Below are 20421 nucleotides of genomic sequence, written 5' to 3'. Positions count from 1 at the left end.
CACCTGCTGCCTGGTAATTGTCTGCACCAAGCAAAAGAAACGCCGCGAGCACTTTTCGTTGAACCACCGCCTGTGCCAAAAGACCGGCGGGAAGGACAAGCTCATGGCCGCCAGCGCTCCGGTTTTCATCGATGTGGACGGGTCGGGCATCGCCGTCAGGCAGATGCCGGGCGCGGCGCCCGGCGTGGTCTGGCTCGGCGGCTACAAGTCCGACATGCAGGGCACGAAGGCGCAGACGCTTGCCGCCTGGGCTGCGAGCGAAGGCCACGCCTGTCTGCGCCACGACTATTCTGGCCATGGCGAGTCGGGCGGCGAATTCGCCGACGGCACGATCTCGAAGTGGTTGGCCGAGAGCCTCGCCGTCTTTCGCCGGTTCAGCAAGGGCAAGCAGGTATTGGTCGGCTCCTCGATGGGGGCGTGGATCGCGTTGCGCATGGCGCAGGAACTGCGCAAGGCGGGCGACACGAGGGTTGCTGGCCTGGTGCTGCTCGCCCCGGCGCCTGATTTCACCGTCGAGCTGATCGAGCCGGTGCTGACCGACGCGCAGCGGCAGGATCTGAGGGAAAAAGGCTTCTTCGCCGAGCCGTCCGACTATTCGGACGAGCCTTATATCTACACGCGCGCGCTGATCGAGGACGGCCGCGCCAATCGGGTGATGACCGGGCCGATCGACACCCATTGCCCGGTGCACATCCTGCAGGGCCTGGCCGATCCGGACGTGCCGTCCGGCCATGCCTTGAAGCTCGCATCCATGCTGCCCGCCGACGATGTGACGCTGTCGCTGATCCCGGACGGCGATCATCGCCTGTCCCGTCCCGAGGATCTCGACATGCTCAAGCGGGCCGTCGGCGACATGGTCAAGCGGGCGGCCGAATAATGCGCATCTCCATCCCGATATCCGCCTTCGTCGCGGCGATCGTCGGCTTCGGCGGCACGCTGGCCCTGGTCATTGCCGCCGCCAAGGCGGTCGGCGCCACGCAGATCGAGACCGCGAGCGGCGTGACGGCGATCTGCCTGGCCATGGTCGTTGAGTGTCTGTGGTTGTCCTGGCGCACCAAGATGCCGGTCATCACCGCCTGGTCGACGCCCGGCTTGGCGCTGATCGCGGCCTCCAGCGGATTTACGATGCCGCAGGCCGTCGGCGCCTTCATGGTCACCGGCGTCCTTCTGGTCGCCACCGGCCTGTTCAAGCCGTTGACCAGGCTGATCGCGAAAATCCCGGCCTCGGTCGCGTCCGGCATGCTGGCCGGCATCCTGGTCAGCTTCGCCGTCAATGCGGTGAAGGCTATTCCGGCCGACCCTTGGCTGATCCTGCCGCTGATCGCCGCCTTCTTCGTCATCCGCCTGTTCAATCCGGCTCTGTCGGTGCTGGTGGTGCTGATCGGCGGCGGCCTCGCCGCTTTCCTCACCGGCCGCGTCGGCAGCCTGCCGGCGCCGGAACTGTCGACGTTGACATTGATTGCGCCGCAATTCACCGCATCGGCGATCATCGGCCTTGCCCTGCCGCTCTATCTGGTCACCATGGCCTCGCAGAACCTTTCCGGTCTCGCAGTGCTGCGCGCCGCGGGCTATCATCCGGAGCCTGGTCCGCTGATCGGCGTCACCGGTCTGTTTTCGCTGCTCTCGGCGCCGTTTGGCGCCGCGACCACCAATCTTGCAGCGATCTCGGCCGCAATCTGCACCGGCCCCGATGTCCATCCCGACCCGGCCGAACGCTGGAAGACCGGCCCGTTCTACGCGCTCGCTTATCTGGTCTTCGCGATCTTCGGCGCCTCGCTGGTGGCGATCTTCGCCGTCCTGCCGCAAAGCCTGATCGTGCTGGTCGCGGGGCTCGCCTTGACAGCGCCCTTGGCCAACGCGCTGTCGATCGCGCTGAAGGACGAGGCCGAACGCATGCCGGCCACCGTCACCTTCGCCGCGACGGCTTCGGGACTCACGCTCTTCGGCGTCGGCGCGGCATTTTGGGGGCTGGTCGCCGGAATGGCGGTGCTTTTCCTCGAGAAGCTCAAAAAGCGATAATCATTTCAGGTGCTTCGCCGGTTTTGGCGGGGTTTGTCTTGAATCGCCGATTTCGCCTTCCCATTTCGATTCCACGCAGCCGGTTTGGCTGTCTCCAATGGAAGGATTGGGAGAAAATGAACACAAGTGCATTGATCCGTCCGGCCTGGACGCCGGCCACCATCGCGCTGATGGTCATCGGCTTCATGGTGTTCTGGCCGCTCGGCTTCGCCATGCTCGCCTACATCATCTGGGGCGATCGGTTGGAAGGCTTCAAGCGCGACGTCAACCGCGCCACGGACGGCATCTTCGCCGGTTGCCGTCGTCGCTCCGAGAAGGCGGCCCGCTGGGGCCACGGCTCGGCCCGCACCGGCAACGTCGCCTTCGACGATTGGCGCGAGAAGGAGCTGGAGCGCCTCGCCGAGGAGCGCCGCAAGCTCGACGAGATGCTCTCCGAGTTCGACGAGTACGCCCGCGAACTGCGCCGCGCCAAGGACCAGGAAGAGTTCGATCGCTTCATGGCCAACCGCAACAAGTCGACCGCGCCGAGCTCGACCGGCTCGAGCGACAAGGCGGGTCCGGAGGGCGGCAAAGGCACCAACCTGCTCGACGACTGAGATCCGGCGACACGTCTCGGTATGATATGCGGCGTCGCGTTTAGCGGCGCCGTTTCTTTTTTGTTCTCTATGTAGCTTCCCTCCACTGGCCGTTTTTTTCGAATCGCGTATCGTCCAGCCATGACCCTCGGCTTCCTTCGCAACCTGACCAAGCCAAAGCCCACGCCTGTCGTCGAGCGCGAGCATTGCGTCGCCGGCCGCACGCTGCCGCTCAAGATCGTTGAGAGCGCCAGGGCTCGGCGGCTTACGCTGCGCATCGATTCCGGCGGCCAGGGCCTGCGCGTCACCGTGCCGCCCGGCCTGCGCCGCGGCGAGGTGGAGAAATTCCTCGACCGCCATCAGGACTGGCTGGAGCAGCGGCTGGCCAAGGTGCCGACGAGGCCGCAGGTGCGCCCGGGCATCCGGATCCCGATCCGCGGCGTGCCGCACCGCATCGTGCACGAGCCTTCGAGGCGCGGCACCGTCACCGTCGCGCGCGACGATCGCGGCCCGCTCCTGATCATCCACGGCGAGCGCATCCATTTGCCGCGCCGCATCGCCGACTATCTCAAGCGCGAGGCCAAGAAGGAGATCGAGAAGCTGGTGGTCAAGCACACCGAAACGATCGGCAAGCGCGCCAAGGCGATAAGGTACAAAGATACCTCCAGCCGCTGGGGGTCATGCACCTCGGAGGGCAATCTCTCCTTCTCGTGGCGCATCATGATGGCACCGCCGGCGGTGATAAACTACCTGGTGGCGCATGAGGTGGCGCATCTCAAGGAGATGAACCACGGCCCGAAATTCTGGAAGCTGTGCGAAAAACTCTGCCCGGATACCGACCGCTGCAAGGACTGGCTGAAGCGCAACGGCGGGGCCCTGCAAGCGATTGTTTTTGAGTAACTCCTCTGATGTTGCGCGCGGATGCGCGCGCAACATCTAGACGCCGAGTTCCTTCGCGCCCCCCTCTGCCCTGCCGGGCATCTCCCCCACAATGGGGGGAGATCAGCAGCTCGGGCCCCTCGCTCTTTCTGTAATGTTGGTGATTGGCGAAAGCCGGCGTGAAATCCAATCTCCCCCCTCGTGGGGGAGATGTCCGGCAGGACAGAGGGGGGCGCTGTCCCGCCGACGCTTGCCGGGTTCACGGCATAAGCAGTTCAATCGTCATTCGCCGCGTTCAGCTCCTCCGGCCGCAGTCCTTCCTCGGAGTGCGGCCACGGCAAAAAATCCCGGTCGAACGTATCGCTGCCGAAATATTCCAGCGCGCGGTGCGCCTCGGCGCCGTTGAAGGCGGCCTTGTCCATCAGATGCACGATCACCTCGCGCGCCTGCGCGATCTTCTGCTTCAGTTCGGCGACGGTCCGGTCGGCCATGATTATTCTGCTCCCGCCTGTGGTTCCTATATGAAGGTAGTGTTTTCCGCCGGACCGGCAACAGCATGCTTTTTCTCGACTCTTTTCCCGTTTCGTGCCAAGCCCGCGCCATGACGCTCGACATCAAGATCTGCGGATTGAAGACCGACGCCGCGATGGCCGCCGCGCTTGCCGGCGGCGCCAGCCATGTCGGCTTTATTTTCTTCGCCAAGAGTCCGCGTTATGTCGAGCCCGCCGAGGCCGGCCGTTTGCGTCAGGCGGCGCGCGGCAAGGCCCTGGCGGCAGCCGTCAGCGTCGACGCCGATGATGGCTTTCTCGACGAGATCGTCGCGAAAATGCAGCCCGACATGCTGCAATTGCATGGTTCGGAAACGCCTGAGCGCGTGGCCGAGATCAAGGCGCGTTACGGCCTGCCGGTGATGAAGGCGCTGCCCATCAGCGAGGCGGCGGATCTCGACCGCATAAAACCCTTCATCGGCATCGCCGATCGCTTCCTTCTGGATTCCAAGCCGCCGAAGGGGTCGCAATTGCCTGGCGGCAACGGCGTCGCCTTCGACTGGCGCATCCTTGCCGGCCTTGACGCCGGGCTCGAATACATGCTTTCCGGTGGGCTCAACGCCGCCAATATCGGCGATGCCCTGAGACAGGCCGACCCGCCCGGAATAGACGTTTCGTCCGGTGTGGAAAGCGCTCCGGGCGTCAAGGATCCGGCGCTGATCGAGCAGTTTTTCCGGGCCGTCAGGGCCGCGCGCGACGACCGCGCCGCCTGAATACAATTCACATCAGGAGATCGGCGATGAACAAGCCGGCAATGCCCAATTCTTTCCGCACCGGGCCCGACGAGCAGGGCATGTTCGGCATTTTCGGCGGCCGCTTCGTCGCCGAGACGCTGATGCCGCTGATCCTCGATCTGGAAGAGCAGTGGAACAAGGCCAAGACCGATCCCGAGTTCAAGGCCGAGCTGCAGAACCTGTCGACCCATTATGCCGGGCGGCCGTCAAAACTCTATTTCGCCGAGGGCCTGACGAAACATCTCGGCGGCGCCAAGGTCTATTTCAAGCGCGAGGACCTCAACCACACCGGCTCGCACAAGATCAACAATTGCCTCGGCCAGATCCTGCTCGCCAAGCGCATGGGCAAGAAGCGCATTATCGCCGAGACCGGCGCCGGCCAGCATGGCGTCGCCTCGGCCACCGTCGCCGCGCGCTTCGGCTATCCTTGCGTCGTGTACATGGGCGCCACCGACGTCGCCCGCCAGAGCCCGAACGTCTTCCGCATGAAGCTGCTCGGCGCCGAAGTGCGGCCGGTCACCGCCGGCCATGGCACGCTCAAGGATGCCATGAACGAGGCCCTGCGCGATTGGGTCACCAATGTCGAGGACACCTATTACCTGATCGGCACCGCCGCCGGCCCGCACCCCTATCCGGAGCTGGTGCGCGACTTCCAGTCGGTGATCGGCACGGAAGCCCGCGCCCAGATGCTGGAGCAGGAGGGCCGGCTGCCGGACGTCATCATTGCCGCCGTCGGCGGCGGGTCCAACGCCATCGGCCTGTTCCATCCCTTCCTCGACGACAAGGATGTGCGCATCATCGGCATCGAAGCCGGCGGCCGAGGCCTTGACGGCATCGAGCATTGCGCCTCGATGAGTGCCGGCAAGCCCGGCGTGCTGCACGGCAACCGCACCTATCTGTTGCAGAACTCGGACGGCCAGATCCTCGACGGTCATTCGATCTCGGCCGGCCTCGACTATCCCGGCGTCGGTCCCGAGCACTCCTGGCTGCGCGATTCCGGCCGCGTCCAGTACGAACCAATCCTCGACGACGAGGCGCTGGAAGCCTTCCAGCTCACCACCCGGGTCGAAGGCATCATTCCGGCGCTGGAATCGGCGCATGCCATCGCCCATGCGATGAAGATCGTGCCCACAATGGACAAGGACCAGATCGTCATCGTCAACCTGTCCGGCCGCGGCGACAAGGATGTGCACACGGTGGCGAACATGCTGGGCATGGAGATCTGACAATGACCACCCGGATCGATCGCCGCATGGCAAAGCTCAAAGCCGAAGGCCGCCCGGCTTTGGTCACCTATTTCATGGGCGGCGACCCCGATTACGACACCTCGCTGTCGATCATGAAGGCGCTGCCGATCGCCGGCGCCGACATTATCGAGATGGGAATGCCCTTCTCCGACCCGATGGCCGACGGCCCGGCGATCCAGGCCGCCGGCCTGCGCGCGCTGAAGGGCGGCCAGACCCTGGTCAAGACGCTGAAGCTGGCGGCCGACTTCCGCGCCGGCGACGACGAGACGCCGATCGTGCTGATGGGCTACTACAATCCGATCTACATCTATGGCGTCGACCGCTTCCTCGCCGACGCCAAGGCGAGCGGCATCGACGGACTGATCGTCGTCGACCTGCCGCCGGAGATGGACGAGGAGCTTTGCATTCCGGCGCTGAAGGCCGGCGTCAACTTCATCCGCCTGGCGACGCCGACCACCGACGACAAGCGCCTGCCCAAGGTTTTGGAAAACACCTCCGGCTTCGTCTACTACGTCTCGATGACCGGCATCACCGGCTCGGCGTTGGCCGACACGGGCAAGGTAGCCGCGGCTGTCAACCGCATCAAGGGCCACACCGACCTGCCGGTCTGCGTCGGCTTCGGCGTCAAGACCGCTGAGCAGGCGCGTGTGATCGGCGCCAATGCCGACGGCGTCGTCGTCGGCACCGCGATTGTCAATGCGGTCGCCAATGTGCTCGGCCCCAAGGGCGACAAAACAGCCGATCCGGCGGAAGCCGTCGCCACTTTGGTCAGCGGTCTTGCCCAGGGCGTCCGCTCGGCCCGCCTTGCTGCTGCCGAATAGCCCGACTATTTGTTCTTGAGCAAATTCCGGCCGGAAACCGCCACAGACTTTCCCTGGAATTGCTTGAAGTCCTTTCCAGGACAGGAGCCGAAGCCATGAATTGGATCACCAATTACGTCCGCCCGAAGATCAATTCGATGCTCGGCCGGCGCACCGACATGCCGGAAAACCTCTGGATCAAGGATCCCGAGACCGGCGAGATGGTCTTCCACAAGGATCTCGAATCCAACCAGTTCGTCATCCCGGCTTCCGGCCACCACATGAAAATCTCGGCCAAGGAGCGGCTGAAATATTTCTTCGACGACGGCAAATACGACGTGCTGGAAAACCCGAAGGTCGTCCAGGACCCGCTGAAGTTCCGCGACGAGAAGCGCTACACCGACCGCCTGAAGGAGGCCAAGGCCAAGACCAACCTCGAGGATGCGATCCTCAACGGGGCCGGCACCATCGACGGGCTGCCGGTCATCGTCACCGTGCAGGACTTCGCCTTCATGGGCGGCTCGCTCGGCATGGCCGCCGGCGAAGCCATCGTGCATGCTTTCGAGGTCGCGCTGCAGCGCAAGCGGCCGCTGATCCTGTTCGCCGCTTCCGGCGGCGCCCGCATGCAGGAAGGCATCCTGTCGCTGATGCAATTGCCACGCACCACGATCGGCGTCGACCGGCTGAAGGAAGCCGGCCTGCCCTATATCGTGGTGCTGACCAACCCGACCACCGGCGGCGTCACCGCCTCCTACGCCATGCTGGGCGACGTCCATATCGCCGAGCCCGGGGCGCTGATCGGCTTTGCCGGCCCGCGCGTCATCGAGCAGACCATCCGCGAAAAACTGCCCGATGGTTTCCAGCGCGCGGAGTATCTGATGGAACACGGCATGGTCGACATGGTCGTGTCGCGCCTCGAGATGCGCCGGACCATTTCCCGTCTCTTGAAGATGCTGCTCAAGATGCCGGAGGCCGAGAAGCCGCTGGAGCCGGAGATCCTGCCGCCGGCGGTGGTCAATGCCGAGGCGCGCCCGCAAGCCTGACGCGATGTCGGCCTGAAGCGATATATCGGCTTGGCGCGACATCGCTCGCCGCGAACCGCGAGTTGCGCCGCCTGTTGCGTGCTGTAGCCTCTGATTTGCGCACGGCTCGTTTCGAACCGATTCTCGGTTTCGGGAACCGCCCGCCAAAGCAATTCCAGGAAAAGTGTGGAACGGTTTTCCGTTCGGAATTGCGCCAACAAAAAGAGAGAGCGGTTCTGCATTCCATGAGATGATGAACCGCTCTAGGATTCCATCATGACAACGCTTTCCGCCGAACGCGAAATCGAACATCTGATGAGGCTGCATCCGAAAGGCTTCGACCTTTCGCTGGACCGCGTCACGGGGCTTCTCGAGCGCCTCGGCAATCCACAGGACCGGCTGCCGCCGGTCATCCACATCGCCGGCACCAACGGCAAGGGCTCCTGCGCCGCCTTCGCGCGCGCGCTGCTGGAGGCCGCCGGCCACCTTGTCCACGTCCACACCTCGCCGCATCTGGTGAACTGGCATGAGCGCTACCGGCTGGCGGCCGAAGGCGGCGGCAAGCTCGTCGACGACGATATTTTCGCCGAGGCCATCGCGCGTGTCGCCGAGGCCAATGGCGGCCAGAAGATCACTGTCTTCGAGATACTCACCGCCGTCACCTTCATCCTGTTCTCGGAGCATCCGGCGGAGGCGGCGATCATCGAGGTCGGCCTCGGCGGCCGCTTCGACGCCACCAATGTCATCAAACAGCCGGCGGTTTCGGTGATCATGCCGATATCGATGGACCACGAAGCCTATCTCGGCGACCGCGTCGAGCTGATCGCCGCCGAGAAGGCCGGCATCATGAAGCGCGGCTGCCCGGTGGTGATCGGCGCCCAGGAAAGCGACACCGCGCTTCAGGTGCTGATCGAGTCGGCCGAGCGGCTGGATTGCCCGACCGTGGTCTATGGCCAGGATTTCCTCGCCTTCGAGGAAAACGGCCGCATGGTCTATCAGGACGGGGACGGGTTGATGGACCTGCCCTCGCCGCGCCTGCCGGGGCGCCATCAATACGCCAACGCCGCGGCGGCGATCGCCGCCGTCAAGGCGGCCGGCTTCGAGATCGGCCACCGCGCCGCCGAGCGGGCGATGACCCATGTCGCCTGGCCGGCACGTATGCAGAAGCTGACCCAGGGCAAGCTGGTCGACCTGGCGCCGAAGGGCGCCGAGATCTGGCTGGACGGCGGCCACAACCCCGGTGCCGGCATCGTGATCGCCGAGGCATTGGCCGAGCAGGAGGAAAAGAACCCGCGGCCGCTGGTCCTGATCTCCGGCATGATCAACACCAAGGACCAGACCGGCTATTTCAGCGCCTTCAAGGGGCTTGCCCGCCATGTCTACACCGTGCCGGTAACCAGCAGCGACGCCGGCGTTCCCAACGACGAGTTGGCCTTGCGTGCCGAAGAGGCCGGCCTGTCGGCCGAGCCGGTCAGCTCCGTCGCCAACGCGCTGATGCTGTTGCGCGACTCTTGGGACGGCCCGGCGCCGCGCATCCTGATCGGCGGCTCGCTCTATTTCGCCGGCGCCGTGCTGGCCGAGAACGGCACGCCGCCCACCTGAGGCGAAACCGGGACAGCATTGCGGATTTCGGCGGGGGCCGAAAGGAACCGGCCATGATCAAGGTGAAGCAGCTCGCTCACGTCTGCATCTTCGCACATGACCTGGAGGCGACGCGTCGCTTCTATCGTGACGTACTCGGCATGGACACGCGGTTCAATTTCCTGCGCGACGGCAAGATCTTCGGCTTCTATCTCGACTGCGGCGGCCGCAGCCATGTCGAGGTGTTCGAGAAAAATCAATCCAGCTACAGCGATGCAAACCAGATTAACCACTTCTGCCTCGAGGTGGATGACATCGATGCGGCGATCCTTCATATCCGGTCGAAAGGCGTCGCGGTCACGCCAAAGAAGCTCGCCTGCGACGACACATACCAGGCCTGGATCGCCGACCCCAACGGCGTGAAGATCGAGCTGTTCGAATACACCGCCAAGAGCGCGCAATTCACCGGCGGCGACCGTGTCGCCGACTGGTAAATTGGAGCGACACGTCGCCCGCATGAGCAGTTGAAGTTAGACGGCAAGGTGCATCGCGGCGGGCAACGCCAGCGAGAGCCCTGACAGGAAAAGCAGAACAAAGACGATCTTTCGCATCGTCCCTTGCGACAATGACGGTGGCCAGCGCCGCGCCGCATAGGTCATCAGCATTACGGCCGGTATGGCGAGGAGGAGCGCGACAGGCGACATGGTCGGCAGGTTGCCGCTTGCCGTCACCAGGGTAAGCCGCACCACCTGCGCGGCGCCGAAAGCGGCGACCAGCGTTTCGCGGACACGTTTGTGCGGCATTGGCTGGCGAAAGAGATGATAAACGAGCGGTGGGCCGCCGGTCGCAAACAGCCCACTCATCAGGCCCGAAACGACACCGAAGCCGACGAAACTCGCGTCCGACGACCGTTTTGCCAAGCCGGTAGGCCTGATGGCCAGTTGCAGGCTGGACATCACGATGGCCAGACCGAGTCCGATTTTCAGCAGGTCGGCCCGCGTGTCCGCCAGCCATTCCAACAGGGCATACCCCAAGAGCAGCGAAGGCAGGCTTGCGACCAGGATAAGCCGCAGCTCCCGGCGCGCAATCTCGCGCCAGCCGCCCTGGATCAGCATCTGCGTAGCGTTGACCAGGGTCAGCATGCCGACCATCGCGGCTGCGTCGGGCAGCGGCAGCAAGCCGACAAGCGCAATCGCGCCCATCATCACCAGGCCGAAGGCGAAGCCCGTCAGGGTCTGGACATAAGCGGCCACCGCCGCAAAACCGGCAAAGGCGAGGACAGGCGTTAGACCCACGACATCCCGCACGAGGCAGGAAAGGAAACGTGCAAGCCGGCAATCACAGCCGGCCTACTTCAGCTCGATTTCGATGAAGGCGTATTCGCCGTCATTGGCATTGATGACGTCGTGCTCGACGCCTTCCCGGCGGAAATAGGGCGCGCCTTGCTTCATCTCGGCGAAGGATTCGCCGTCCTTGGTCACCAGCTTCACCTTGCCGTCCATCAGCGGCACGACGACATAGTCGTGGCCATGGCGGTGCCAGCCGGTGTTGGCGCCCGGCGCGAAGCGGTATTCGGTGACGATGACGCGCTCATTGTCGACGTGAACTATGGCCTTGGCGGTTCCGGTCATGGAGCTCTCCCTTTCCTGCGAACAGAGAACACGGAGTGCCCGCAGGCGAGAGCCAGAGCGCGACGAGCCATGACGCCAAAGAAAAGCCCGGCGCGATGGCCGGGCTTGGATCTTGAAAACTTCAGATTGGCTCAGGCGAGGCTGCCGTTGATCCAGTGCGACAGCGCGGTCTTCGGCGCGGCGCCCACTTTCATGTCGGCCACTTCGCCGCCCTTGAAAATCATCAGCGTCGGGATCGAGCGCACGCCGTACTGCGCGGCAAGCTCCGGGTTCTCGTCGATGTTGAGCTTTGCGACCTTGATCTTCGCGCCGAGTTCGTTGGCGATGTCTTCCAGCGCCGGAGCGATCATCTTGCACGGGCCGCACCATTCCGCCCAGAAATCCACCACGACCGGCTCCTTGGCGTTGAGCACATCGGCCTGGAAATTGCCCTTGTCGACCTTGACGGTGGCCATGCTGAAATCCTTTCGAAAATTCGGGTTGCACCAAATGTGGTGGTTGTGGCGGCGATGTTCAAGCAGTTCTTGTGTCACGCTGCCGTGAGTCGGGCAAGGGCGTCATCCATGGCGGGGGCGGGCAGCTCGATCAGTCGCGGCGCCTCGGTGAAGAGCAGCGCCGCCGTCACCTCGCGGCCCGGATAGAGCGGCTGGAGCAGAGCGCGGTAGAGCGCAAGCTGCAGCACATAGGCCGGCGGCACCTCCGCCAGGTCTTTGGGGGCCGGCCGGTTGGTCTTGTAGTCGATGATCGACACCTTTTCGGGCGTGACCGCCAGCCGGTCGATCTTGCCGGAGATCGAGCGCAGCCTGCCCTTCACCTCGAGGCTGCCCATGACGGCGACCTCCGCTCGGGAGGATGGCGAGAACAGCGCGCCGAAGCGGGTGTCGGACAGGATGGAGAGCACGGCGTCCAGCGCCCTGTCGCGCTCGCCATCCGGCCAATCCGCGCCGGCGCGCGCCAGGTAGCGCTCGGCGGCGCCCCGCCTTTCCTCCTCCGCGATGCCGGGCAGCATCTGCAGCAATTTGTGCAGGGCAAGGCCGCGCATGATCGCAAAGCCGGGTTCGGCGGCGGCGTCGAGCACCGGCGAGCGCGTGTCCGGGACGGCTTCTTTCGCCTCGTCGATCAACGCCGAAGCGCCGGAAGGCGAAAGCGGCCGCGGCAGCTCCTCATAGGGCGGGAGCGGCCGGAACAGGTTTTCAGGCAGCGGCGCTGTGTGCTCGAACGGCCCTGCCTCGTCGATGCCGGTCAATGCCACCGGGGGCAGCCTGGTCATGTGGAAGCGATGTACCGCCACCTCGGCCGTCGCCGGATGCCGGCGCTCGGAGCTCTCGGGCGCGCCGAGCAACGCGCGGCTGACGATCGAATGCCACGTGCCGGGGCTGGGCTGCCGCTTGCCGTGATAGCCGCAGACGACCAGCCGGTCCTCGGCGCGCGTCATGCCGACATAGAGCAGCCGCCGGTATTCGTCGTCGGCCAGCTCGCGCGCCCGGACCGAGGCCGCCTTGGAGACGCCATTGGCGACATCGCTGGCCGAGCGCCACAGATAGCCCTTGCCTTTCCATTGCGCGCCCGAGCTCTCGAACCGCATTAGCCGCGGCAGATGCTGGTCGCTGAACGGCGCCGAGCCGCCATCGACCAGGAAGACCACCGGCGCCTCCAGGCCCTTGGCGGCATGCACGGTCATGACGCGCACCTCGTCGCGCGTCTGGTCCATCTCGCGCTTGATCTCGGGGCCGGCATTTTCGAGCGTCGAGAGGAAGGATTCCAGCCCCGGCAGGCCGGTCCGTTCCTCGGCCAGGCAAAAGCTCAGGAATTCGTCGAGGATGTCGCCGGCTTCGGGTCCTAGCCGCGCCGTCATCTTGCGGCGCAGTCCGTCGCGCGCCAGTGCCGCGGCGTAGAATTCGAACACCGGCTTGAACGCCACTTCGGTTGCCCAGCCGTCGAGCCGGCTAACGACAGCGGCGAGGGCCACATCCTCGGCCGCATGTTGCCTGAGCGAGGCGACCAGCGGCTGGCCCTTCGGCCTTTGGCCGGCAAGCGTCAGCAACGTCTCCTCTGAGACCTCGAAGATCGGGCTGCGCAGCACCGCGGCCAGGGAAAGGTCGTCTTCCGGCTGGATCAGGAAATGTCCAAGCGCGATCAGGTCCTGCACGGCGATATGGCCGGGCAGGCTCAGCCGGTCGGCGCCGGCGACCGGGATCTGCCGGTTCTTGAGGCTGCGCGACAGCGCATGGACGAAACGATCGCGCTTGCGCACCAGGACCAGGATGTCGCCGGCGGTCAGCTTCCTGCCCTTGCCTTCGATGACCTCGCCGCTGCGCAGCCAGTTCTGAATGGTCGTTGCCACGTGCTCGGCGACACGCACCGCCGGCGCGCTGGCATGGTTGACCGGCAAGGTCCAGTCGTCCGGCTCCTCGACCATCTCGGCGCCGATCGAAGGCCACACCTCGACATAGCCCGGCGCGTCATTGCGGATCGCCTTATGGCTCAAGGGGTCTGGATCGTGGCTGATGCCGCGCCTGATACCCGGCTCGGCGAAGACGCGATCGACGGCGGCCAGCACGTCGTCGCTCGACCGGAACGACCAGGTGAGCTTGAGATCGGCGAAGTCGGCTTTGGCGTCTTTCACGCGCCCGGCGAACAATAGCCGGCTTTCGGCAAAGGAATCAGGCGCCGCGCCTTGGAAGGAATAGATCGACTGCTTCTCGTCGCCGACGGCAAAGACAGTTCGGCGCACCGCTTCGCGCTGGCCAAGCCCGGCAAAGAACTCTTCCGTCAGCTTCTTCACCACTTCCCACTGGTCCGGGCTGGTGTCCTGTGCCTCGTCGAGCAGGATGTGGTCGATGCCCTGGTCGAGCTTGAACTGCACCCAGGGGCCGGCATCCGGTCGCGACAAGAGACTGACCGTGCGGGTGATGAGGTCGTTGAAGTCGAGGAAACCCCGCCCGCGCTTCAACTGCTCGTAGCGCGCGATCAGCCAGCCGGCGACGGTGAGCGCTGCCGCTGTCCCCTCCAGCATGCGGAACAGCGCCAGCCGGTCGGTTACGTCGAGGATTGCCTTCGCCACCACAAAATAGCGGTCCGGCAGGTCGGGCAGGCGGTCGACAAGCGCCTTCCTGAAGATTTTGGGCGGATCGTAGGGGTCGCCGTCCGCACGCAGGAATGCCTTGGCGAGCAGGCGCAGCCGCCGGATCGGATCGGCCTCGGCAAAGGCGCTCTGCGCATAGGGCAGCACATTGTTCAACACCTGCTTGGCGTCGGCGGCCTCGGCGGCGCCGGCAAATTCGGCGAGCTGGCCAGGCGAAAAGCCAGGCAGCGGCCACAGCGAAGCAGCGATATCCTCGGCCGTCTGTCCAGGCCTGAAGCCGAATTCGGCGAACAGCGGCCGGAAGTCCCGATCTTCGCCGAACTTGGCGATGAAACCGCGCAGTTCATCGCGCTTGCCAACAATCTCGGCAAGCAGCGTATCGAGCCCGAACTCGCCGCCGCGCTCCAGCACGGTGGCAAAGGCTTCCGCCAGCCCTTCGACGCCTGCGCCTGCGCCCGAGATCATGTCGCGGCGGGCATCGGCGAACAGCGAGGCCTCCATCTGCGGATCGAGCATCTCGAAATGCGCCGGGATATTGGCTTCGAGCGGGAACTGGTGCAGCACGGATTCGCAGAAAGCGTGGATGGTCTGGATCTTCAGCCCGCCCGGCGTCTCAAGCGCCTCGGCAAACAGCCGGCGTGCGCGCCGCATCATGTCGCGGTCGGCGCCGCGGCCGTCCAGCGCCGCGATCCTGATCGCCAGTTCCGCATCGGGCAGCGCCGTCCATTCCGACAGGGTCGAGAACACGCGGTTCGACATGTTGGCGGCGGCAGCCCGCGTGTAGGTGAGGCACAGGATCTTCGACGGGTCGGTGCCGTTGAGCAGGAGCCTGATGACGCGCTGCGCCAAGACATGCGTCTTGCCCGAACCGGCATTGGCCGACACCCAGGCAGAGTAAGCGGGATCAGAGGCGCGCGCCTGGCTGGCGGCGGTATCGGAGGGGATCGGATATTTCATCCTTCCGCCTCGTCCTCGCTGGCGCCGCCGGCCGACCATTCGAGCACCCGCGCCAGATGATCGTAGTCGCCGTCGGCCTCGCCCTCGCGGAAGGGAAGGGCGCGCGACAGATAGCCGGTGTTCGGGTCGGCATAATGGAAGAGCAGCCGCTCCAGCCGCGCCCAGGCTTCCTCGGAGAGATCGTTGGCGGTGCGGGGCTTGCGGTTGTATTCGAGGATCGATTCCTCGAACACTTCGCCATTCGGCTTCAGCCGCACGAAGGCAAGCTGCGACGGTTCGCGGATGCCGAGTTCCTTGAAGGCGCCGCGCCTGAGCAACGCGCCCTCCAGCGCGAGCTGCGGCGACAGCAGCGTGTGCGCCTGCGCTTTCGAGGGCGAGGATCCTGTCTTGTAGTCGAGGATGTCGGCCATGCCGCCGGCAAGCAGGTCGATGCGGTCGGCATAGCCGGAAAGCGTCACCCCGGTGCGGCCGACGACCGTTTTGTCGGCGCGCTCCTCGGCATAGCGCCTCGCGACCGCATCGGCGCGGCCATGCTCCCATTCGATGATGTTTTCGGCGAGCTTTTCGAAACGCGGCCACCAGATAGCCTCGATATCAGGCGGAAGCTTTGCGTCGGCAAAGCAGGTACGGCCCGATTCAATGAGGCTGGCCAGCGCGTTCGGCGCCCTTAGATCCTCGACCCGCCGCGAGAACAAATGCAGGATCTCGTGGAACAAAGTGCCGCGTTCGGCCGCGCCCGGATCGCGGATCAACGGCTCCAGCGGCATCAGGCCGAGGATGCGCCGCGCATAGACCGCGTAGGGGTCGCGGCGCAGCGTCTCGATCTCGGTGACCGAGAAATGCTGCGGGCGCAGGCTGAGCGGCGGCTTCGGCTGCGGGCGGGAGGCAAAATCCTTCTTCTCGCCGGCATCGAGCGCGCGCGCCCAGGCAAGCAGCGCGTCGCCGCGGCCGCGAAGTGCTGCCGCCGGCTCCTTGCCGAGGAAGGTCAGGATGCGCTGCAGCCAGCGCGACGGCACCGCCGGCGCATCGCCGGAGCGGGCCGAGCGCGTCAGCACGACCTCTTTTGTGCCCATCGCCATCTGGAAGTCATGCGCGGCAAGGCCGATGCGCCGCTCCGGCGGCTCGAGATCGATGCCGGTCTTCATCAGCCGCGACATGAAGCGGTCGCTCTCGGGCTTGCGCGGCCAAACCCCTTCATTGAGCCCGCCGATCACCAGCGTGTCGACATGCTGCAGCCGAGCCTCCAGCGCGCCCCAGATGGCGATGTTGCGATCGGTGCCTTGCGCCGGCTTGACCGTCTCCGGCGCGATCAGCGCCTCCATCACGTCGGGCCACTCCAAAGCGGCGAAGGTGAAGGGCGACGACGCCGCCACCAGCCCACGCAGCAGGTCGGCAAGTTTCTCGCCCGCATCGCCGGCATAGAGCTCCGCCAGGTCGCCGTCGACGGCGCGACCGAGACTTTCCAGCGCGACCACGCTCGCGCGCGTCAGCGTCGCAATATCGGCGCCTTTCTCATCGCGCATCGCGGTGAGCGGCAACAGCGACTTGGTAAGGCGGCTAAGCATATCTTGGGCCTGCTCGATGCCGCGCACGGTCAAGCGCGGGAACCAGAAAGGCTGCCTTGTGTCGCCGCTCAGTTCTGCCAGCCGTGTCTCGAACAGCGCGCCGAGCGACGCGACATCGGGCCGGCCCGTGCCGCCGCGCAGCGCCACCAGCTCGACGAGCTCGGCAGCCTTGCGCATGGCCTGGCGTTCGAGACCGAGCGCGAGCAGCGGATGCTTGAGAAAGGCAAGCAGGCCGACGGGATCGCCCGGCCGGAAGGCGGCGCTCAGCGCCAGCCTGAGCAGGCTGGCGGCCGGTGTGTTGATTAAAGGCGCGCCGCCGGAATCGTCGGCGACGACGCCGAAACGCAGCAGCTCCGCCGAAACCCGCCGCGCCAGCGCGCGGTCACCGGTGACGAGCGCCGCGCGCTTGCCCGGGGTCTCCACGGCGCGCTTCAGCGCGATCGCGATTGCCGCCGCCTCGTCGCGTTCGTTCGCCGCTTCCACCAGCGTCACGCCGGCCAGCGCCTGTTCGATGTCGAGTGCCGTGAAGCGCGGCCGCGTCTCGGTCCAGTATTCGGTGGTTTCGGCCGGCCGCAGCGCCTCGCCGACCAGGGCCGCGCGCAACGCGAGCGGCGATGGCGCGGCGACGATGTCCTCGACGTCGCGGCGCGGAATGCCGATGCCGCCGATCAACTTGGCGAGGCCATATTGCGGATGGCCGAGCGTTGCCGGACGCGCGCCGGGCGCCGTGATTGCCGCGAAGGATGCGTCGTCCAGGTCGCGGTCGAGCCCGGGCAGCACGACAGCGCCATTGGGCAGGCCGGCGATCACGCCAAGCAGTTCGGCGGTGGCGGGGATGGAGCCGGTCGAACCGGCGGCAATCACCGGTCCGGCCGGCGGAGTGCGCTTCAGCCGCGCCGCCTCCAGCCGGATCAGCGCGCTGCGATGCGCGGCTGGATTGGAGCGGTCCCGCTCCTTGAGCAGTTCCGGCCAGTTGTCGGTGACGATGCCGAGGAAATCGAGCGTCACCTGCCACCATCCGGCGAGGTTGCCGGTGACCAGCGTCGCGAGCTTCGCCCAATCCGTGCCTTCGGTCTCGATCTCGTCCATCAGCCGGGCAAGGTCGCGCGCCAGCCAGATGGCGTCGGCGGCCGAGGTCGGCACCACGAATTCCTCGTTGAACCGTGCCCTCACATGCGCCGGCAGGCTTTCCTTCCAGGCGCGCACCAGCGGTGCCAGCAAAAGCAACCGCTCCTGCGCGGCGATCGGCGGCGCCAGATCTATCGCCGGCGCGGCTTCGGCGTCGAAGGCCGCCTCCTCCTCGTCGAATTCGCCGAGCGGCCGCACCGTCGGCAGGATGGCGGAGCGTTTCCCTAAAACATCGACGAAGGCGCCGCGCAGCGCCCGCGCCGCGCGCCGCGTTGGCACATAGATGGTGGCGTCGGCAAGCGCCAGCGGGTCGCCGTCGAAGCGGAAGCCGGGGATCAGGCGCCCGTCGCGCAACGCCCCCGCCAGCGTCGGCAGGAACGGCGCTCCGGGCGGAATGGAAAAGACGCGGCGCGTGCCGCTCATACCGCCTTCGCTAGGGCACCGGCCACGGCTGCCTCGGCCGCCGAAATGGCGTCCGGAGTGCCGACGGTGATCCAGCGTCCGTTCATCTTCATGCCGAACAGGCGCCCTGCGGCGATCGCCTTGTCGAAATAGACATTGAGCGAATGCGAGCCCATGGGCGCGTCCTTGAAGATGCGCGGATGGATGATGGCGGCGCCGGCATAGATCAGGCCCGCCGGATCGCCCTTCGAGCGCCGTAAGGTTCCATCAGGGGCAACAAGGAAATCGGTGCCGACGCAATGCCCGGTCGCTGAGTCGAGGTCGGTAAGCATCAGCAGAATATCCATTCTCGCGGCGTCCCATGCAAGGGCAAGACGCTCTAGGCTGGGCTGGCCGCTGTCGATCCAGAATGTGTCGGCATTGATGATGTAGAAGGGCTCGCCACCCAGAAGCGGCAGCGCCTTGACGATGCCGCCAGCCGATTCCAGCAGCGCCTCGCGCTCGTCGGAGATGACGATCTTCGGTGCGCGCCTATGGGCAACATGCGCGACGATCTGCTCGGGCAGATAGTGCACGTTGACGACGGCCTTGGCGACGCCGGCGGCTTCCAGACTGTCCAGCCCCCAATCGAGCAAGGTCTTGCCGGCGACCTTCACCAGCGGCTTGGGCATCGTGTCGGTGATCGGCCGCATGCGCTTGCCAAGCCCGGCAGCCAGCACCATCGCAGCCGTCGGCTTCATGGGACCCGTTCCTCGAGCAGGCCGTGGGCCATGTAGAAATCCTTCAGGCCGGCCAGCGCCGGATGCATCAGCGCCCGCCTCAGATAATCGCGGATGCGCGGCAGGTGTTTCAGATAGTAAGGCTTGCCGTCGCGCTTTTCGAGCCGCACGAAAATGCCGAGGATCTTCGAATTGCGCTGCGCGGCCATGATCGCATAGGCCTCGGCGAAGCCGGCCTCGTCGAAAGCGCCGGCGGCGCGCCGCGCCGCGACATAAGCCGCGACGGTGCGCCGCTCGATCTCGGGCGAGACGGTGACGCGCGCATCCATGGCCAAAGAGGCGACGTCATAGGCGGCGGGCCCGATCAGCGCGTCCTGCACATCGACGATTCCCAGCCGGTCGAGGCCGGCGCGCTCGCCTCGCCAGATGATGTTGGGCGAATGGAAGTCGCGCAGCATCAGCGTGTATTCGCTGCCTGCCAGGTGATCGAGAAGTGCGTTCCATACCTTGTGGTAGCCTTCCCGCAACGCGTCGTTTGCCGGTTCGCTGGTAATCCAAGGGACATACCAGTCGACCAGAAGGTCGGCCTCGATCAGCATGGCTTCCCGGTCGAAAGGCGGCACGTCGTAAAATACGCCGGGCGCCGCTTCCAAGCGCGTAGGCCAGGCCTTGCCATGCATCATGGCCAGCAATTCGGCCGCCGCCTCATAGCGTTTGGCGATAGGCTGGCCGTCGCGACCGAGGAAACCTTCCGAGCCGAGATGCTCGATGAGCAGAAAGCCCTGGTCGAGATCCTGGGCATGGATCGCCGGCACGCTGACGCCGGCCCCAAGCAGCGCCCGGTCGATGGCGACGAAGGCGGCGACGGATTGCGCCGTGTGGGCGATCACCGCATAGGGCTTGCCGTCGCGAACCGGCGGCCCGAGCACCAGGCGCGGCGAGTTCATCAGCACGCGCGGCCCTTGGCCGGGCAGCGAGACGATCTCATAGGAGCGGGCGGAGGCGTCGCCGACGAAATGACGGCGGCTGGCTTCGCCCCATCCGGCAGAGGCCAGGAAATCGCGCATCGCGAGCGATCGCGCCACGCGATCATAGATCGGTCCCTGCCCGGAAAGCCGCGCCACGCGGCCTTCGCCCTGCTCGGCAAGATCGACCCACAGCGCCGTTTCCGGCAAGCGGTCTGCGGCCCGTTCCGGCCATTCGATGAGCGCCGCGCCTTGGCTTAGCGCGTCGTCGAGGCCGAGCTCGTCGAGCTCGTCCGGCGCGGACAGCCGATAGAGGTCGAAATGGTGCACCGGAACGCGCGTCTCGTAGCTCTGCACCAAGGTGAAGGTCGGGCTCGGCACTTCGAGATTGGCGTCGTCGGCGAGCGCCCGGATCAGCGCGCGGGCCAACGTCGACTTGCCGGCGCCGAGATCGCCTTTCAGCGCGATCGCGTCGCCCGCGCGCAACGCCATGGCGAGGTCCTCGCCAAGCCTTGCCGTGGCCGCCTCGTCGGCGAGAAAACGTTCCAACACTGGTCCAGCCAT

Annotated in this window: 18 protein-coding genes; 10 read left to right on the top strand and 8 right to left on the bottom strand. The window is 65.8% G+C overall.

The window, feature by feature from the left end; genetic code table 11:
- The first annotated feature begins 103 nt into the window (after positions 1-103).
- The 4 genes from LB520_RS23600 (at position 104) to LB520_RS23585 (ending at position 3494) form a co-directional block, all read left to right on the top strand.
- Complete coding sequence (locus tag LB520_RS23600; RefSeq protein ID WP_224639569.1) at positions 104-877, top strand: alpha/beta hydrolase; 774 nt, start codon at positions 104-106, stop codon at positions 875-877.
- Positions 877-2019, top strand: coding sequence for a benzoate/H(+) symporter BenE family transporter (locus LB520_RS23595; RefSeq protein WP_224639568.1), 1143 nt, complete (start codon positions 877-879; stop codon positions 2017-2019). The genes LB520_RS23600 and LB520_RS23595 overlap by 1 nt, the downstream gene beginning before the upstream one ends.
- Before the next feature lie 116 nt (positions 2020-2135).
- Complete coding sequence (locus LB520_RS23590; RefSeq protein ID WP_095767983.1) at positions 2136-2615, top strand: DUF2852 domain-containing protein; 480 nt, start codon at positions 2136-2138, stop codon at positions 2613-2615.
- Between the two features lie 120 nt (positions 2616-2735).
- A complete protein-coding gene (locus LB520_RS23585; RefSeq protein ID WP_140843495.1) occupies positions 2736-3494 on the top strand; it encodes a M48 family metallopeptidase in 759 nt (252 codons plus the stop codon).
- Between the two features lie 254 nt (positions 3495-3748).
- On the opposite strand, the gene LB520_RS23580 is transcribed toward LB520_RS23585, so the two are convergent.
- Entirely contained in the window at positions 3749-3964 is a 216-nt protein-coding gene (locus tag LB520_RS23580; protein WP_224607157.1) for a hypothetical protein, read from the bottom strand.
- Positions 3965-4074: 110 nt separating this feature from the next.
- Between LB520_RS23580 and LB520_RS23575 the strand changes: the two genes are divergently transcribed.
- The 6 genes from LB520_RS23575 to LB520_RS23550 all read left to right on the top strand — a co-directional run bounded on the left by LB520_RS23575 (position 4075) and on the right by LB520_RS23550 (position 9899).
- Positions 4075-4734 (top strand): phosphoribosylanthranilate isomerase, encoded by a 660-nt coding sequence (locus LB520_RS23575; protein WP_224639583.1) that lies wholly within the window; start codon positions 4075-4077, stop codon positions 4732-4734.
- Positions 4735-4760: 26 nt separating this feature from the next.
- Entirely contained in the window at positions 4761-5981 is a 1221-nt protein-coding gene (gene trpB / locus LB520_RS23570; protein WP_224639567.1) for a tryptophan synthase subunit beta, read from the top strand.
- A 2-nt stretch (positions 5982-5983) separates the two neighbouring features.
- Positions 5984-6823: a tryptophan synthase subunit alpha gene (trpA, locus tag LB520_RS23565; RefSeq protein ID WP_224639566.1), complete on the top strand. Its 840-nt coding sequence runs from the start codon at positions 5984-5986 to the stop codon at positions 6821-6823.
- A 95-nt stretch (positions 6824-6918) separates the two neighbouring features.
- Positions 6919-7845, top strand: a complete 927-nt coding sequence (gene accD / locus LB520_RS23560; protein WP_224639565.1) for an acetyl-CoA carboxylase, carboxyltransferase subunit beta — start codon at positions 6919-6921, stop codon at positions 7843-7845.
- Between the two features lie 255 nt (positions 7846-8100).
- On the top strand, positions 8101-9426 hold the full coding sequence (locus LB520_RS23555) for a bifunctional folylpolyglutamate synthase/dihydrofolate synthase (RefSeq protein ID WP_224639564.1): 1326 nt from the start codon (positions 8101-8103) through the stop codon (positions 9424-9426).
- Between the two features lie 53 nt (positions 9427-9479).
- Positions 9480-9899, top strand: a complete 420-nt coding sequence (locus tag LB520_RS23550) for a VOC family protein (RefSeq protein WP_224639563.1) — start codon at positions 9480-9482, stop codon at positions 9897-9899.
- 36 nt (positions 9900-9935) lie between these two features.
- On the opposite strand, the gene LB520_RS23545 is transcribed toward LB520_RS23550, so the two are convergent.
- The 7 genes from LB520_RS23545 to tsaE form a co-directional block, all read right to left on the bottom strand.
- A complete protein-coding gene (locus LB520_RS23545) occupies positions 9936-10700 on the bottom strand; it encodes a TSUP family transporter (protein WP_224639562.1) in 765 nt (254 codons plus the stop codon).
- Positions 10701-10754: 54 nt separating this feature from the next.
- Positions 10755-11036, bottom strand: a complete 282-nt coding sequence (locus LB520_RS23540; RefSeq protein WP_140546375.1) for a cupin domain-containing protein — start codon at positions 11034-11036, stop codon at positions 10755-10757.
- A gap of 131 nt (positions 11037-11167) precedes the next feature.
- Entirely contained in the window at positions 11168-11491 is a 324-nt protein-coding gene (trxA, locus tag LB520_RS23535) for a thioredoxin (RefSeq protein ID WP_095767992.1), read from the bottom strand.
- A 74-nt stretch (positions 11492-11565) separates the two neighbouring features.
- On the bottom strand, positions 11566-15078 hold the full coding sequence (gene addA / locus LB520_RS23530) for a double-strand break repair helicase AddA (RefSeq protein WP_224639561.1): 3513 nt from the start codon (positions 15076-15078) through the stop codon (positions 11566-11568).
- A complete protein-coding gene (addB, locus tag LB520_RS23525) occupies positions 15075-18194 on the bottom strand; it encodes a double-strand break repair protein AddB (protein ID WP_224639560.1) in 3120 nt (1039 codons plus the stop codon). Before addB ends, addA begins: the two co-directional genes overlap by 4 nt.
- Positions 18191-18913, bottom strand: a complete 723-nt coding sequence (locus LB520_RS23520) for a nucleotidyltransferase family protein (protein ID WP_224639559.1) — start codon at positions 18911-18913, stop codon at positions 18191-18193. The genes addB and LB520_RS23520 overlap by 4 nt, the downstream gene beginning before the upstream one ends.
- Entirely contained in the window at positions 18910-20421 is a 1512-nt protein-coding gene (gene tsaE / locus LB520_RS23515; protein WP_224639558.1) for a tRNA (adenosine(37)-N6)-threonylcarbamoyltransferase complex ATPase subunit type 1 TsaE, read from the bottom strand. Before tsaE ends, LB520_RS23520 begins: the two co-directional genes overlap by 4 nt.

The sequence above is a fragment of the Mesorhizobium sp. CA12 genome, assembly GCF_020165255.1.
In the GTDB taxonomy this organism is placed as follows: Bacteria; Pseudomonadota; Alphaproteobacteria; order Rhizobiales; family Rhizobiaceae; genus Mesorhizobium.
This window is presented reverse-complemented; position numbering and strand designations above follow the sequence as displayed.

What these genes read in the sequence shown, in the direction of transcription:
- LB520_RS23600 (WP_224639569.1), top strand. Translation starts at nt 104, where the DNA reads ATGGCCGCCAGCGCTCCGGTTTTCATCGATGTGGACGGGTCGGGCATC.
- LB520_RS23595 (WP_224639568.1), top strand. Translation starts at nt 877, where the DNA reads ATGCGCATCTCCATCCCGATATCCGCCTTCGTCGCGGCGATCGTCGGC.
- LB520_RS23590 (WP_095767983.1), top strand. Translation starts at nt 2,136, where the DNA reads ATGAACACAAGTGCATTGATCCGTCCGGCCTGGACGCCGGCCACCATC.
- LB520_RS23585 (WP_140843495.1), top strand. Translation starts at nt 2,736, where the DNA reads ATGACCCTCGGCTTCCTTCGCAACCTGACCAAGCCAAAGCCCACGCCT.
- LB520_RS23580 (WP_224607157.1), bottom strand. Translation starts at nt 3,964, where the DNA reads ATGGCCGACCGGACCGTCGCCGAACTGAAGCAGAAGATCGCGCAGGCG.
- LB520_RS23575 (WP_224639583.1), top strand. Translation starts at nt 4,075, where the DNA reads ATGACGCTCGACATCAAGATCTGCGGATTGAAGACCGACGCCGCGATG.
- trpB (WP_224639567.1), top strand. Translation starts at nt 4,761, where the DNA reads ATGAACAAGCCGGCAATGCCCAATTCTTTCCGCACCGGGCCCGACGAG.
- trpA (WP_224639566.1), top strand. Translation starts at nt 5,984, where the DNA reads ATGACCACCCGGATCGATCGCCGCATGGCAAAGCTCAAAGCCGAAGGC.
- accD (WP_224639565.1), top strand. Translation starts at nt 6,919, where the DNA reads ATGAATTGGATCACCAATTACGTCCGCCCGAAGATCAATTCGATGCTC.
- LB520_RS23555 (WP_224639564.1), top strand. Translation starts at nt 8,101, where the DNA reads ATGACAACGCTTTCCGCCGAACGCGAAATCGAACATCTGATGAGGCTG.
- LB520_RS23550 (WP_224639563.1), top strand. Translation starts at nt 9,480, where the DNA reads ATGATCAAGGTGAAGCAGCTCGCTCACGTCTGCATCTTCGCACATGAC.
- LB520_RS23540 (WP_140546375.1), bottom strand. Translation starts at nt 11,036, where the DNA reads ATGACCGGAACCGCCAAGGCCATAGTTCACGTCGACAATGAGCGCGTC.
- trxA (WP_095767992.1), bottom strand. Translation starts at nt 11,491, where the DNA reads ATGGCCACCGTCAAGGTCGACAAGGGCAATTTCCAGGCCGATGTGCTC.
- addA (WP_224639561.1), bottom strand. Translation starts at nt 15,078, where the DNA reads ATGAAATATCCGATCCCCTCCGATACCGCCGCCAGCCAGGCGCGCGCC.
- addB (WP_224639560.1), bottom strand. Translation starts at nt 18,194, where the DNA reads ATGAGCGGCACGCGCCGCGTCTTTTCCATTCCGCCCGGAGCGCCGTTC.
- LB520_RS23520 (WP_224639559.1), bottom strand. Translation starts at nt 18,913, where the DNA reads ATGAAGCCGACGGCTGCGATGGTGCTGGCTGCCGGGCTTGGCAAGCGC.
- tsaE (WP_224639558.1), bottom strand. Translation starts at nt 20,421, where the DNA reads ATGGCTGGACCAGTGTTGGAACGTTTTCTCGCCGACGAGGCGGCCACG.